The organism is Bacillota bacterium, from assembly GCA_009711825.1.
Taxonomy (GTDB): Bacteria; Bacillota; Proteinivoracia; order UBA4975; family VEMY01; genus VEMY01.
Genome location: VEMY01000021.1, coordinates 41646 through 54924, shown reverse-complemented (window position 1 = coordinate 54924; position 13279 = coordinate 41646). Strand labels below are relative to the sequence as shown.

19 protein-coding genes and 1 other RNA gene are annotated in these 13279 nt (G+C 50.3%); 19 read left to right on the top strand and 1 reads right to left on the bottom strand.

Features of this window, described 5'->3' with window-relative positions:
- The first annotated feature begins 12 nt into the window (after positions 1 to 12).
- From FH749_07870 to FH749_07780, 19 genes are all read left to right on the top strand, one after another.
- On the top strand, positions 13 to 867 hold the full coding sequence (locus tag FH749_07870; GenBank protein MTI95392.1) for a hypothetical protein: 855 nt from the start codon (positions 13 to 15) through the stop codon (positions 865 to 867).
- The gene (locus tag FH749_07865; protein ID MTI95391.1) at positions 867 to 1055 is read left to right on the top strand and encodes a hypothetical protein; all 189 of its coding nucleotides are present in this window, start codon (positions 867 to 869) and stop codon (positions 1053 to 1055) included. Before FH749_07870 ends, FH749_07865 begins: the two co-directional genes overlap by 1 nt.
- Positions 1030 to 1515 (top strand): hypothetical protein, encoded by a 486-nt coding sequence (locus tag FH749_07860; GenBank protein MTI95390.1) that lies wholly within the window; start codon positions 1030 to 1032, stop codon positions 1513 to 1515. The genes FH749_07865 and FH749_07860 overlap by 26 nt, the downstream gene beginning before the upstream one ends.
- A complete protein-coding gene (locus tag FH749_07855) occupies positions 1509 to 1793 on the top strand; it encodes a hypothetical protein (GenBank protein MTI95389.1) in 285 nt (94 codons plus the stop codon). Before FH749_07860 ends, FH749_07855 begins: the two co-directional genes overlap by 7 nt.
- Positions 1793 to 2281 carry a hypothetical protein gene (locus FH749_07850; protein ID MTI95388.1) on the top strand — a complete coding sequence of 163 codons (489 nt, stop codon included), beginning with the start codon at positions 1793 to 1795 and terminating at the stop codon, positions 2279 to 2281. Before FH749_07855 ends, FH749_07850 begins: the two co-directional genes overlap by 1 nt.
- Positions 2278 to 2619, top strand: coding sequence for a hypothetical protein (locus tag FH749_07845; protein MTI95387.1), 342 nt, complete (start codon positions 2278 to 2280; stop codon positions 2617 to 2619). The genes FH749_07850 and FH749_07845 overlap by 4 nt, the downstream gene beginning before the upstream one ends.
- A gap of 2 nt (positions 2620 to 2621) precedes the next feature.
- Positions 2622 to 3035: a hypothetical protein gene (locus FH749_07840; protein ID MTI95386.1), complete on the top strand. Its 414-nt coding sequence runs from the start codon at positions 2622 to 2624 to the stop codon at positions 3033 to 3035.
- Positions 3036 to 3038: 3 nt separating this feature from the next.
- Complete coding sequence (locus tag FH749_07835) at positions 3039 to 3431, top strand: hypothetical protein (GenBank protein ID MTI95385.1); 393 nt, start codon at positions 3039 to 3041, stop codon at positions 3429 to 3431.
- A 68-nt stretch (positions 3432 to 3499) separates the two neighbouring features.
- Entirely contained in the window at positions 3500 to 3739 is a 240-nt protein-coding gene (locus FH749_07830) for a hypothetical protein (protein MTI95384.1), read from the top strand.
- Positions 3729 to 5876, top strand: a complete 2148-nt coding sequence (locus tag FH749_07825) for a hypothetical protein (protein MTI95383.1) — start codon at positions 3729 to 3731, stop codon at positions 5874 to 5876. The genes FH749_07830 and FH749_07825 overlap by 11 nt, the downstream gene beginning before the upstream one ends.
- Positions 5877 to 5879: 3 nt before the next feature.
- Complete coding sequence (locus tag FH749_07820) at positions 5880 to 6287, top strand: hypothetical protein (protein ID MTI95382.1); 408 nt, start codon at positions 5880 to 5882, stop codon at positions 6285 to 6287.
- A 20-nt stretch (positions 6288 to 6307) separates the two neighbouring features.
- Complete coding sequence (locus FH749_07815; protein ID MTI95381.1) at positions 6308 to 8989, top strand: hypothetical protein; 2682 nt, start codon at positions 6308 to 6310, stop codon at positions 8987 to 8989.
- Between the two features lie 12 nt (positions 8990 to 9001).
- A complete protein-coding gene (locus FH749_07810; GenBank protein MTI95380.1) occupies positions 9002 to 9190 on the top strand; it encodes a hypothetical protein in 189 nt (62 codons plus the stop codon).
- A gap of 1 nt (position 9191) precedes the next feature.
- Entirely contained in the window at positions 9192 to 9698 is a 507-nt protein-coding gene (locus FH749_07805) for a hypothetical protein (GenBank protein MTI95379.1), read from the top strand.
- Positions 9637 to 10710, top strand: coding sequence for an N-acetylmuramoyl-L-alanine amidase (locus tag FH749_07800; GenBank protein MTI95378.1), 1074 nt, complete (start codon positions 9637 to 9639; stop codon positions 10708 to 10710). Before FH749_07805 ends, FH749_07800 begins: the two co-directional genes overlap by 62 nt.
- A gap of 22 nt (positions 10711 to 10732) precedes the next feature.
- A complete protein-coding gene (locus tag FH749_07795; GenBank protein ID MTI95377.1) occupies positions 10733 to 10924 on the top strand; it encodes a YvrJ family protein in 192 nt (63 codons plus the stop codon).
- Positions 10925 to 11242 carry a hypothetical protein gene (locus FH749_07790; protein ID MTI95376.1) on the top strand — a complete coding sequence of 106 codons (318 nt, stop codon included), beginning with the start codon at positions 10925 to 10927 and terminating at the stop codon, positions 11240 to 11242.
- 104 nt (positions 11243 to 11346) lie between these two features.
- Positions 11347 to 12198, top strand: coding sequence for a hypothetical protein (locus FH749_07785; GenBank protein MTI95375.1), 852 nt, complete (start codon positions 11347 to 11349; stop codon positions 12196 to 12198).
- 27 nt (positions 12199 to 12225) lie between these two features.
- A complete protein-coding gene (locus FH749_07780; protein ID MTI95374.1) occupies positions 12226 to 12669 on the top strand; it encodes a hypothetical protein in 444 nt (147 codons plus the stop codon).
- Positions 12670 to 12860: 191 nt separating this feature from the next.
- Here the strand turns inward: FH749_07780 and ssrA are convergent.
- Positions 12861 to 13212: a transfer-messenger RNA gene (gene ssrA, locus FH749_07775) on the bottom strand.
- Between the last annotated feature and the right edge of the window lie 67 nt (positions 13213 to 13279).

Below are 13279 nucleotides of genomic sequence, written 5' to 3'. Positions count from 1 at the left end.
GAGATGATTTAATTGGCAAGAACCAAGGCTATTTCCCTGCTGCAAGCTGTAGATACAAAGGCTGATCTGGCCGAAATCTACGGCATAGTCATTGACGGAGTCCGTAAGGAGACTCTGTCTGGGTTCCTTAAAAGCGATTTGTATCGCGGTAACCCTGCAACCGGCTCTGTGGAGTTCCGCAGATTCGTCAACGCACAGGCGAAAAACTACGGTACTGCGCGGACTGCCGGCAAAGGCGATGCAATCACTGCGCCGCCCGTCACTGTAAACCTGGACCAGAAAAAAGAGATCGTTGAAGAGGTTGCAAAGTTTGACCTGGATACCTTCGGCGTCACCTCTATTATGGCCCGCAGGGCAGCTAATCACATCGACACCACGACCACTGATTTGGAAACTGCATTCTTCACCGCCGCCGCTGCTGCTGCAACCGCCGCTGAGCCGGCCGGCAGCACAATTGCGGCCAGGGTTGAGGCGTTGATTCAGACGCTTGAAACTGTCAAAAATGATTACGTTACTGGCGTTCCGCGTAACCTAATCAGCATCATTGCCTCCCCCGCCTTCTACGGAGAATTGCGGACTTCCCTGGACAGCCTACCCGCATCTAATGTGGATACGGCTGCCGAAGAGTTTGCCATGTTCCACGGCGTCAGGGTCTACAGCAGCATCTACCTGCCCGCGGATGTGCAAGCCATTGCCATGGCCCGGGGCGCCGTTGCGCTGCCCGTGGTCACCTATCCGTACACTGACCCCGAGAAAATCCAGCTGTCTAACGACTACGCTGTCCAGTTGTTCTACAACTACGGTGTGAAGGCGCTCACTCCTGACCTACTCTTCAAGATCGTAGCTGAGGGAGGCGGCGAGGGCTAATGAAATACCAGCATAAGCACACCGGAACCATTGTGAACCCCGTTGACCCAATAGCGGCAGAAACCTTTAAACGCTCGACAGCCTGGGAGCCGTACAGAAAGCGGGCCGGCAAGAAGGCTTCAGATGAAAAGAAGTCTGAGCCTGTGAAGGAGGAAAAACCCAATGACGTTGGAGCAGGGGAAGAATAGTTATGTTACTGTAGCTCAGGCAGACGAGTATGTCACCGGCCATTACCGGAGTAATAGCAAAGACCGGCAACGATGGGTTGCCTTAGATGAGGCGGATAAGGAAGTCTTGCTCCTAAATGCATGCGCTGAAATGGAGCAGCTACCTTTTCAGGGACGGAAGGCTATACGAGACCAGGAGCTGGCCTTCCCTCGTCTCCCCTTTCAATATGGGCAGCTACTGGAGCCGCCTAAGAAAGTCCTGGCAGCTCAGATTGAACTGGCCCTCTGGATGAGTGATGATGATACGCAGGCGGAGACCTCGAAGCGGCAAGAGCTGCAGGATCAGGGCGTTACTGGCTTTAGCCTGGGCGATCTATCCGAAAGCTACGAAAGCACAGGTGCCCGCAAATCTGCCCTCCTCTGCCCTAAGACAAAGGCTCTACTCTCTTCCTACTTGTCCGGGGGGTATGCTACATGCTGACCGGCTATTTAACAGCTACGGCAATCCATAAGCCTCAAACTGACACGAATAACCGGGGGGAACCGGTATACGGCCCCCCTGTTAGTATCTCCTGCCGGTGCCAAGTAAAAACCCAGGAGATCCGCACTCCGGACAAGCAGGTTATTAAAGCTGACTATGTTTATTATGTCCGGGATGCTGTTGTCCCGGGGGATCTCTTAGACGGGCGTCTGGTTCAGCTGGTGGAGGAATGGGCGATGTTGGGCGGCAGAATCATGGGCTTTAAGGCGGTGGTCTGATGGCTAAACCGGGATTTATCAAGGTGGAGATGCATAGCAAAGAGTTGGACAGGCAGATAAAAAAAGCTCTGGCCCGTAGCCCTCATGAAACGGCTAAGGCTGTTACAGAGTGTATTCTAGATTTATCCGCGGCCAGCGCCAAGGCGGCCCCTATCGAATCCGGGGATTTGCGGAACAATTGCCATGGGCAGGTGCAGAGAGCTACTGTTTTTAAAGACCAACAGCCGGCTGGCGGCTACCCTAGTCCAGGCTTACACATTCAGGGAGAGGTTAGCTACTCCCTCCCCTATGCTTTACGCCAGCATGAAGATTTAACTCTTCGCCATGATCGCACAGACGGCCACAAAATCATGACCGGCAAAAATGCCGGCAGAACGATCAACATGGTTGCGGGCGGGCAAGCTAAATACCTGGAACAGCCGTTTGAGCAGCGTCTGCCCCGCTACATCAGGCGCGTACAGCGGATTGTGACGGATATACTGCGATGAACATTTTAGATCATGTTTTCGCGGTGCTCGGAATGCCGGATGTTGTCTTGGGTGTCTTGCCAGATGCCCCGGATGGGTGCATAGCCCTGTTTGAGTATGAACCAACGCCGCCGGTACATTACTTCGGCGGTATGCATATAACTCATGGTGTCCAGGCCAGGTGCCGCGACATCGATTCTGCATCCGCTTATGCCAAGGCAGAGGCGGTTGCTGCTATTCTAGGCCGATATTCAGATGATGTCATAAGCTCAACCCAGAGCACCCCTATTCTGGACATCGGTCAGGACGAGAAAAAACGCCGTGAATATACGGTGAACTTTACTGTTAGGAGGTACTAGCAATGGCATGGTATACAGGAGTTACAGGCAAAGTTGCCATAAAAGAAGGCACTGGCGATATCGAGGATATCGCTAGCATGAGCACTTGGAGTGTGGAGCTGACCAAAACCATGGTCGAGGCCAGACATTTTGGTCAAACGTCTGCGGAGAATAAACCTGGCCTAAAATCATGGTCTGCCTCTGCTGACGGCAGTGCTGATTTTGCCGATGACAGCGGCCAAAAGAAGCTGCTTGACGCATATAACAACGGCACACCCGTGGAGGCGTATTTTTATATTACGTCGGAGTTGTTCTTATCAGGAACAGCCTACATTGAATCGTTAAGTATCAGTGATGACGCTGATGGTAAGGCAGATATTTCTATCAGTTTAACCGGCACTGGTGACGCAGAACTTACTCTGCCTGTGGAGGTTTAGAAGATGATTATTGCAATTGGCGACAACAGCCACGAACTAAAAACCAACCTTGGTATTGCTAAAAAGATTGAACGGGTATTCAACCTGTCCCTGAACCAAATGTTTAGCAACCTGGACACAGCCACAACTGAGGAGCTTATGAAGCTCTTGGCAGTAGCTGCGGGCAAGTATCCTGGCGATAAAGATGGCTACCGCGATTTCTGTAGGGATCTAGAAGAAGTGTGGGGAGTTGCCAGACTGCAAATGGCAGTTGGCGAACTCATTGCTCACCTCATGTTCAGCGGCACACCTGAGGAAATGGAACGCCAAATACAAAAAACCGAGATCCCCGATGCGAAAAAAAACGAGCTCAGGGAGCTGCTGGGGCTCCCGATTGTGGAGCTGGACGAGGAATAAACTGGACCCAGCTGGTAGAGGATGCTTTCTTTATTGGCATCATGCCTGCAGAATTATGGGAGCTTGAATTGTGGGAATTCAACCACTGCATAAAGGCTTACAATCGAAAACAAAATGCTGCAGAACGGGAACGGGTTGCCACTGCATGGCAGACCGGCGCCTTCGCGGGCGCGGCCTTTAATGGAAAGCTCCGCAAGCTTAATAACTACCTTAAGGACAAAGAGTCAGTGAAAGCGCCTAAGGTTAGCAAAGAAAAATTTGAGGCGGCCGCGAAGGCTGCTGAAAGGAGGCGGCACGGTGGCACTTAAAGATGTCAGCGTAAAATTCTCCGCGGATACTACACAACTCAACCGCGGATTAAAACAGGCACAAGGTGGCATCTCCCGTCTGAATGGTGGTCTTTCCCGACTAGTGAAAACAGCTGCAGGCTTGGCCGGTATTTCCGTTGGTGTCGCCGGCCTTGTCTCGCTCATGAACACCTATCGGGGCATGAGAAACGCTGTGCAGCGCACCAATGAGCTGTTCCTGGACTCTGTCAAGTATGTGGAACACTGGGCCAGCAACACATCTCGCTCCTTTGGTATGGCCGAATCAACGGCTTATGAATATGCCATGACCTATGGTAACCTGTTCAAATCCATGACCCGGGATACAAACGAAAATGCCAAGGTGACTATCGCCATGATGGAGGCAACTGCAGTTGTGGCATCCAAGACAGGACGCACCATGGAAGATGTCGGGGAACGTATTCGTTCAGGGATCCTTGGTAATACCCAGGCCATTGAATCTCTCGGAATCTATGCAAATGTGGCGATGCTCCAGACAACGAATGCCTTTAGAAAGATTGCCGGCGATAAGAGCTGGAACCAACTAACGTATCAGCAGCAACAGCAGATCCGGACGCTTGCAATCTTAGAACAGGCCCAGAGTCAGTACGGAGACAGCGTGACCCATATTGCCGGCATGAGCTTGCCGAGACTTGGGCAAGCGTTTAGAGACATGACCAGCTACGCGGGCATGTTGGTAACCGCAGGGCTGCAGCCTGTGATAAACGCCTTAGGACGTATTGTGCATGCTGCGACCGCTGCCTTTAGGGCCTTGGCTAACCTTTTAGGTTTGGATTTGGCCGGTAATATAGTACCAGCCACTGCGAATGCTGCATCGGGCCAGGTGGCCTTAGGGGATGCAATAGATGATACAACCAAGGCGATGGAGAAACAGCAGAAAGCCCTGAAAGGGCTGGCAGGTTTCGATGAACTGAACATTGTCGGCACGCCCGACACAGGTGCTGGTGCAGTGTCTGCCGGAGCGGGCTTGTTTGGCCCCTCTCCCTTTGACTCCATCCCCATGCCTGAACTGCCTGAGATGGACGCTCCGGAGGTAAATACCGGCAAGCTTGAGAAGTCCCTCAAATACTTTACGGGGCTTTTTGATTTCACGAACATCAAGGAATCCTGGGCAAACCTAAAAACCTCTCTCACCCCTTTGGGTGAAAACATCGGTGCCGGCGCCCTGTGGCTTTTTGATAATGTCCTGGTGCCTTTTGGCGCATGGACTATCAATAACGCTGCGCCTGTTTTTTTAAACTTACTGGCAGGAGCTTTGGATTTTCTAAGTCCGCTGGTTGAAGGTTTCATGATTGGTGGGGCATGGTTCCTAAAAAATTTTCTTGGACCTATTGCTTCTTGGACTGGCGGAGTAATACTCGAAGTGCTTAATGATTTGGCCATTGTGCTGTCCGTCATCGGAGGTTGGATGTCAGATAACGTGGTAGTTGTAGGCTCATTGGTTGCCATACTGCTGAGCGCGTACGCAACCATCAAAATCCTTACAGCCGCGCAATGGCTTTGGAATGCAGCGCTTAGCGCAAACCCCATAGGACTAGTTGTCGCCGCGATTGCGCTTCTAGTTGCCGGGTTTATTGTTTTATGGAACAAATCTGAAGGCTTCAGAAACTTTTTTATTGGCTTTGGTAAGGTTTTAGTCAATGTCCTGAAAGGAATCGTAAACGCCTTCACGGGCTTGATCAACATTGTTACCGGTGGTCTTAACTTGCTTATGAAGGGCGTGCTCGCTCCGTTTAATGTCCTGATTAAGGGGCTGAACAAGATTCCGGGAGTAAAAATACCTACCCTCTCACTAAACATCCCAAAAATACCTGCCCTGGCTGACGGCGCCCATGTTACAGGGCCGACTATCGCTGCAATCGGCGAGACCAACCAGGAAGAAGTTGTAATCCCGCTTGAACGCGATTCCGGCTGGGCAGAAATCTTAGCTCAGAAGATTGACGAAGCCAAGGCCTCCGGCGGCGGCGGTGCAGAAGATGGCGGCGGCACTTGGATTTTCCCGTTGTACGTAGATGGCAAGAAGCTGTTTGAGTTTATCGTGGACGAAGCCAAACGCCGCAACATAAAGGCGGGTAAGACCGTAATGGTGGGGGTGTAAGCTTTGAGCGAGCAATATAAGCCGATTCGTAGCATCACCCCTGCTAACTTCCGTGGGAACGCCACTGGACCTGCTGTCACTGAGTTTCTACAGCCAAACAAATACGAGTGGTCAGAAGCCGATTTGTCGGCGCCGGACGCTGGCCGGACTGAGACGGGTAAACAGGCTAAGAAACGCATCGGTTCCATTGCGAGGCTGGATCTTGAATGGGTGATGGTCTCGCCTGCTGAAGCTGCCGCGATTCTTCAGGCATTCTACCCGGAATACCTACTCATAGAATACCTGGACGCAAGGTCAGGCCTTTGGCAAACCCGTCATTTCTATGTTGGAGACAGGAACAGCCCGCTTTACAATCTCAAAGAAGCAGCCTGGGAGAAAATCGTTTTCGGTGTCATTCAAGCTACCCCCTAACCCGTAAAGAAGGTGATACCATGCAGAACTTAAGCAGTAGCCAAAGAGAGCATCTAGAAAACGTTGGTGCGCTTGGTGTTACAATCACCGTTGACCCGACCGAGGGTAGCCAGGTGATAATCGAGACCGGAGACCTGATTCAAAACTCTCTATCCATTGAGCGTGGCTGGACAAGTAGTGACAGCTTAGAGATAGGTTGCGCCTACACCTCTGAGCTAAAGTTTACTCTGGACAACCAGGACGGCCAATGGAACAGCATCCGCTGGGAGGGCGCCAGGCTAACTGTTGTCCTAGACATCGGGGGGGAACCTCTCCAGACCGGTATATTTACGGTAGATGAGCGCCCGGGGAAGCTGACCACAATGCAAATCAGGGCACTGGATGATATGGCCCGCTTCAACCGGCCATACAACTCCACACTGCCCTTCCCTGCCACTTTGCAGCAGATCCTGGTGGACGCCTGCGCCCGGTGCAATGTCACGCTCTACACCCAGAGCTTTGACAATGATGATTACGTTGTAACTCAAAAGCCTGAGGGCGATGACTTCACCTACCACCATATTGTCAGCTGGGTGGCTGAGCTGGCTGGGTGTAACGCCTGGATAGATCACCTGGGCCGTCTGCAGCTCAGCTGGTATGGCGATAACCAAAGTGATGATCTGGAGATTGGGCCGGAAGACCGGTTCGATTATGAGTTGGCCGAAGAGGATGTTGAGATAACCGGTATAGTTTACCGGGCTCCGGCGGAGGGTGATGAAGAAGATATTGACTATGTCGCCGGCACCGACGATTATGCGCTGGTTATTGAGGATAACCCGTTGCTTCAAGAGAACTACGAAGCCATTCTATCGGCCCTGTATAACAAGATAGGCGGGTTCAAATACCGGCCCTACTCTTTCTCAGTGTTGGGATACCCGCATCTTTGGCCGGGCGACGTTATTACCAAACTCATTGATGCCGATGGCGACGAACTAAGCAGCGTCATCACGAACCATACCTATACTCTCAATGGCAACAGCCAAATAGACGGCAAAGGCGAGACAGAGACAGTTCGGGGCTACGCTACCGGTGCCCCTTTCACTAGTAGCCAAAAGCGTGTTCTTCAGACAGTCGCTCATGTGGAAGCGGAGCGCCAGGCGTCTGCAGTAGAACAAACAACCCTGCAGCTCAACCAACTCATGGCTAACTCTCTAGGCTATTACGAGACTATAGTCCCCCAGGAGAGCGGCGCAGCTATCAAATATATCCATGACGTAGCAGAGCTGGAGAACAGCCAGAACATCTGGAAGTATTCCGCAGATGGCTTCGCTTGGACTGATCAAGGCTGGCAAGGTGGGAATCCATCTTGGCAGTATGGTGTGACTGTAGGCGGAGGGATGGTTGCCAAAACGCTGGCGGTTACAGGTATTCATGCTGACTGGATTCAAGTAGGAAGCGCCGGTCCATATATTACTGGGCAGATAGCTAACGCGGAACAGTCTGCAAAGGACTTCGCTGAGCAAGAAGCTGGAGCAGCGTTCAGCAGTGCCCAGGCTTTATTGAATTCTCTGGCTGATGGCGACTTGCCTGGCGGTTCGTTTATCAATGGGCGGGAAATTTACAGTCCGGTTATTTATGGGCTAACAATTGCCGGGATGAATGGGATGTTTGACCAGCTTTGGGCTGGCGACACCCAGGGCGCGCATCTTCACATGGGCGATGATGGAGACCTCCCGTTTTTAACCATGTATGACGGGGAAGGGGTGGCTGTCACGGAGTTCAACCCCTCGGGCCTACTGATGTGGGAGCGAGGAGCTATACGGTTCCCCTACTTTGGTTCAGCCGAACGAGCAGAAATCCGGACACTCAATACAGCCAACCGCCAAGTCTTGATGTTAAAAGGGAACGCTGGTTCCGGCGTAAGTCCGGACAGCGGAGGAGTCAATATCTATGGTCCGGACGACACAACTAACCCAGGACAGACTATCCTTTATGGTGGCGGGTCGGTCGCACTAAGAGTTTTAGACAACCAAAACGTAGAAATCCGCGGACGACTGGATATGTCTGGGAATAGTATCGACAACATCGGCTACCTTAACGGAGAAGGTTCCCTGAATATGCGACTGGACAGGTCGGACTATATCTTTATGAGAGAGGGAACAGCATCCCCCACTATTCGGTTTTGGCCAGGCAGCGGAGATGTGCAATTTGCCGGAGACCTAGCGGTCGGAGACATGGAGCTGAACAGCAACCGGAGCATAATACTGCCTTATTGGAATGAGACGGACATGGCCGCATCCCTACGGGTCGTCCGGACAACCGGTAGGCGTTATGTGATGCTACACGCATCCGAGTGGGGGAGTGGCGGTTCATATATGTATCTTTACCATGGAGACGACCCCAACAACCCGGGTCAAATACGTATGTATTCATCGGGGGGATGGACGGAGATTCATCATCCGGATAGGTCCGTTGAGTTTAATAGTGGAATTGGACTCGGACGAAGTGCTTATCCAGGCTATTCAATCGACGCGAACAGCATGATTCGAGGACGAGGCGCAGGGCTGTTTAACTCATATGTTCAGGCCGACGGCGGGTTTAGGTATGGGAGTTATCAAGGGGTAACAAACACATCGGCTGTATTTTTACGCAACCTGCAAGGTGGCTATTGGACGGTGGATGTTCGCGGCGGAATCATCACTCGGATGCAGGCAGCCGGATAAGGAGGGAATAAAATGTTAGAAGCAGCACTAAGAATCCAGGAGCTCCGAAAAATCCGAGAGCAAACCCAGGAGCGATTGGCCGAACTGGATGCGGATATATCCGAGGCCGAGCAAGAATTTATAAACGACCACGGCCAGGAATTGCCGCGTAACTTTGTGGTCCGGACCGAAAACAACACTGTCATTATCGAGGAGGGATAACATGGCTAAAGCAGAACCAAAACCGAAGCCTGACGAGGCGAATCAAGAGTCCCGCTGGGTTGACCCTTATGAAGCTATTGATGTGTTTCGTAAACGCTTGGGCGCATTGTGTTACGAGTTTAAGGATGTTGACCCGGCAGTGCAGGCAGAAGTACTGATGCACACCGGGCTACGTCTGCAAGATAGTGCCCGGCAGGTTTCTGAGGACAGGAAGCACGCCAGGGCGCTCAGTCAACTGCAGGCGCAGAAAAAGGAGCAGCCGGATCAGGATAAGCCTAAGTCCAACGGCAAACCTGATTCTCGGAGACAAGTGCCTATTGAACCAAACTCCCACGAAATCGAAAAAAAGCAGGATCAGCCGGATCAGGATAAGCCTATCCCCGAGGAGCCAAAGCCCCGGAGGCAAGTGCCGGTAAAACCCAAACCGGACGGCAATCTGAAGGCCAATGCTAAGGACGGCCAAAACAAAGATAAAGGAGAGGATAACAGTGGCAAAGGTAATGATTGACCCCGGACACGGTCCCGGAAGCGCAAACCGGGGCCCTACCGGATACTACGAGTACCAAGGTATGTGGGCGCTGAGCAATCACCTTAAAGCCGCCTTGGAGCGTTCTGGTGTTAAGGTTGGTTTGACTCGTAAAGAGAACGAAAACCCGACTGTGGCCAACCGCGGGAAAGCCGCCAGGGGTTACGATCTCTTCATCAGCGAACACTCGAACGCCTTCAACGGCAGCGTTCGGGGCTGCGAAGTGTTCTATTCTCTGCAACGTCCAGGTGACAGGAAGCATGCAGCCGCTTTGTCTGCAACAGCTGCCAAACTCATGGATAATAATGACCGGGGCCCCAAAACCCGCCGGTATTCTGACAGCCAGCCGAATCTTGATTGGTATGGCGTGATTAGGAATGCTGTAGCTGTGGGATGCAAGCATGTTTTTATCGCTGAGTCCGGGTTCCATGACAACAGGCAAGATGAGGCGTGGCTGAAGCAGGAAAGCAATCTCCAAGCTCTCGCAGAAGCTCAGGCAGAAGTGATCTGTGGCATCCTTGATGTTAGGTATGTTGCGCCGGGTGAGGATGGGGACAAGCTCTTCCGCGTCCAGGTAGGAGCCTTCGCGGTCAAGGCCAATGCCGACAGCATGTTTCATCGGCTAAAAGCCGACGGCTACGATGCGTATATGGTCAAAAGCGGGCTGCTGTATCGAGTCCAGACCGGGGCTTTTGCCGTTAAATCTAACGCTGATAACTTGGCCAAGAAGCTAAAAGCTGATGGCTATGAAGTCTATATCACTACCAAGGCGGGCAAGCCTGCTACGCCTGGCAAAGCGAAGCCCGAAGAAATGCGGGTTGGAGACAAAGTAAGAGTCAAAAAAGGGGCCAAGACCTACACTGGCGGAGGTTTGGCCGCTTTTGTGTATACCACTGTTTACGATGTGATTGAGGTGCGGGGGGATCGCGTAGTAATTGGCCTTGATAAAGCTGTAACGGCCGCGATGCATGTAAAGGACTTGATTAAGCAGTAAGTTGCTGAAAGGACGTGGCCAGATGGACCCATGGATGAACGCCCTGGGCACAGTGGGATTCCCGATCGTTATCACTTTCTATCTGTTGACGAAACTGGAGCCTGCAATCCGGAGCCTGGAAAAAACCGTTACTGTGCTGACAGTTGTTGTTGCCAAGCAGAACAACATTGATTACACCGACGCCTGCAAAATGGTTGGAAAGGAGGAAAATTAAATGTTGGAGTTTGTATTGAACTGGTGGGGATTGCTGGTTCTCTTCATCGCCGGAATCGTTTGGGCAATTCTAGATTGGCAGTCACTCAAGAAAAAGATTGTCAGCCTAATCTTTGTAGCTGAAGAACAGGCCCAGGCAAAGGTTCTTGTATCCGGAAAAGATAAAGCCGTATGGGTTAAGAAAAATGGATATAAGTATATGCCTGGTTGGCTTAGATTTTTCATCAGCGAAGATGCTTTCGGGGCAATCGTCCAAAAGGTTTTTAACGAGCTTGTAAAGTGGGCTGAACGCCAGGAACTAAGTAAAGAGCATAGCTAAAGAAAAGGCCCTCTCTCGCTTTTAACCGCGCGGGAGGGCTTTTTTCTTAATAAGAAGGAAATTATTTCATTTATGACGAATATTTTAACAAAGGAGGGGGTTACTTGAGTTCAAAAGCTGTTACCTTTGAATTTTTTCAGCTAGTTTCACCAAACGGAGCGGACATTGGAAATGTGTTTCAGCGATTATCGAGAAGTCAATCTACTGTTACCTACAGACGATACAAAATCAGATTGGAAAATTATACGGTAGATGAAGACGGGTACCACATTGGGACAGGAGCGCTCGTTAATGCTATTGCGTTGCCACCCAAAGCGAAAATTAACAACCCCGGCATCCAGCCATTAGGTCTTGCCGATGATGAAGGTGTTGCAAGCCTCACATCTTTTCTATTTGCGCCAGAAAATAACACACTTGTTATTCAGCGCAATAACAACGGCATGAGAATCGGGAGCTTTTTGCATTTAGTTCAAACAGTAACGGGGCAAACACTTGAAGCAAATATGTACTTAGCAAGGGATACAATCGCAAAATTGAACAGGTTTAATTCAATCACCAACATACTGCTTAAGGTTGTACAACCTCGTTCACCAGAAGCATATGAACACACATCTCTTAAATCAGCAAGTCAAATGGCTGGCGATTACAATGCTAAATCTATTACAGTTACGTTAAGTATGGGGCGAACTAGACATACTCATGATATACTTAATAATATTTTCGCAAAGATAAGAAGCATACCTCGAGAGGAACAAACCATTGAAAGATTAGTGGTTTCAGGAAGAGAAAATGATGACGATGTTTTGTATCCGCTTGACCTTCTTAAAGACAGGTTAAAGGTTGTTATTGATGTGTCGCTAGAGGACCGTGAATTAAAAATGCATTCCTTAGAAGAAGCGGTAAAACTGGCTTATCTTGCCAAACAAGAAGATATGGCTTATTACCACGCAGGGTAATCATACCCGTAGAGGAGGTGCTGTTGAGTGATCTCAGGTAAAACTGAAGCGATCTGGGAAAAGTGGTATCCCTGGATATTTGCGTCCATCTCGGCGATGTGTTCTTATTTTTTTAATCTTAGCACGAATATAATAACGGTTTTTTTATCTGAGATAACAACCGTGGCAGCCATTTTTATAGGCTTTTTAGGGACTTTAGCTGGTATTCTGTTGACCACACAAAGCAAGGCAGTATCATTTATGAAAGAAATAGGAAAGCTTGAACCTGTGCTGGGTTATATTTGGGGTTCAATCAGGTTGCTGTTCTTACTTATTATTGTTTCGGTAGGATTGCAAGCTATAAAACTTCCAAACGGGTCTCTTTTTAGTCTTATTTGGGTTTTTATCTTTACTGTTGCAATTATTTCAGCATACAGAGCTCTGGATATTTCTTTGTCGCTGCTTAGATCTGTGTCAAAGTGTAAAGATTAGATTACCAATGGTGTGCCAGTCCCAGGAAGTTACTAGTTAGCGCAATGCCTGCAACGATTGGACAAGAATATATAAAGGATTAAAGAAAAAGCCCTCTTCCAGTTACGGAGGAGGGCTTTACGTGTTTACTTAGCCATTATAACTACACCAAACACTTTATCAGTAACAAAAAGGTTCGGATTTGAACTGATTGGTGGAGGCGGCGGGAGTCGAACCCGCGTCCGAAGGTCAAACAACAGAAGTATCTCCGAGCGCAGTCCCTGCATTAGTTTCGTCAGCCGCGGCTTCCAGGGACCGAATCCGCTTCGACAAGTCTCCCTAAATTTCCCGCAAACACCGGAGACAGGTGTTGTTGGTAGCCTGCATTAGCGTCGCCCTTATCAGTCCCCGCAGACAGGAGACAGACAGGACGGCTGCTTTATCTAAGCAGCGAAAGCGTAGTTATCGTTGGCAGTTAAAGCCGTTTCCAGTTTTTAACGAGGCCCTGGCCCTCGGCTCGCTCCTTCTGCCATTTCAAACCCCCGTCGAATCCAGTACGCCCCCGGATTCAAGCAGGCTAAATGGCCTGGACAATTATTATAACATCTTTTTGACGGAAAATCAAAATCAA

Bases quoted from the DNA above. Each gene is read 5' to 3' on its own strand.
- FH749_07865 (MTI95391.1), top strand. From the start codon at position 867: ATGAAATACCAGCATAAGCACACCGGAACCATTGTGAACCCCGTTGAC.
- FH749_07860 (MTI95390.1), top strand. From the start codon at position 1,030: ATGACGTTGGAGCAGGGGAAGAATAGTTATGTTACTGTAGCTCAGGCA.
- FH749_07855 (MTI95389.1), top strand. From the start codon at position 1,509: ATGCTGACCGGCTATTTAACAGCTACGGCAATCCATAAGCCTCAAACT.
- FH749_07850 (MTI95388.1), top strand. From the start codon at position 1,793: ATGGCTAAACCGGGATTTATCAAGGTGGAGATGCATAGCAAAGAGTTG.
- FH749_07845 (MTI95387.1), top strand. From the start codon at position 2,278: ATGAACATTTTAGATCATGTTTTCGCGGTGCTCGGAATGCCGGATGTT.
- FH749_07840 (MTI95386.1), top strand. From the start codon at position 2,622: ATGGCATGGTATACAGGAGTTACAGGCAAAGTTGCCATAAAAGAAGGC.
- FH749_07835 (MTI95385.1), top strand. From the start codon at position 3,039: ATGATTATTGCAATTGGCGACAACAGCCACGAACTAAAAACCAACCTT.
- FH749_07815 (MTI95381.1), top strand. From the start codon at position 6,308: ATGCAGAACTTAAGCAGTAGCCAAAGAGAGCATCTAGAAAACGTTGGT.
- FH749_07810 (MTI95380.1), top strand. From the start codon at position 9,002: ATGTTAGAAGCAGCACTAAGAATCCAGGAGCTCCGAAAAATCCGAGAG.
- FH749_07805 (MTI95379.1), top strand. From the start codon at position 9,192: ATGGCTAAAGCAGAACCAAAACCGAAGCCTGACGAGGCGAATCAAGAG.
- FH749_07800 (MTI95378.1), top strand. From the start codon at position 9,637: ATGCTAAGGACGGCCAAAACAAAGATAAAGGAGAGGATAACAGTGGCA.
- FH749_07795 (MTI95377.1), top strand. From the start codon at position 10,733: ATGGACCCATGGATGAACGCCCTGGGCACAGTGGGATTCCCGATCGTT.
- FH749_07790 (MTI95376.1), top strand. From the start codon at position 10,925: ATGTTGGAGTTTGTATTGAACTGGTGGGGATTGCTGGTTCTCTTCATC.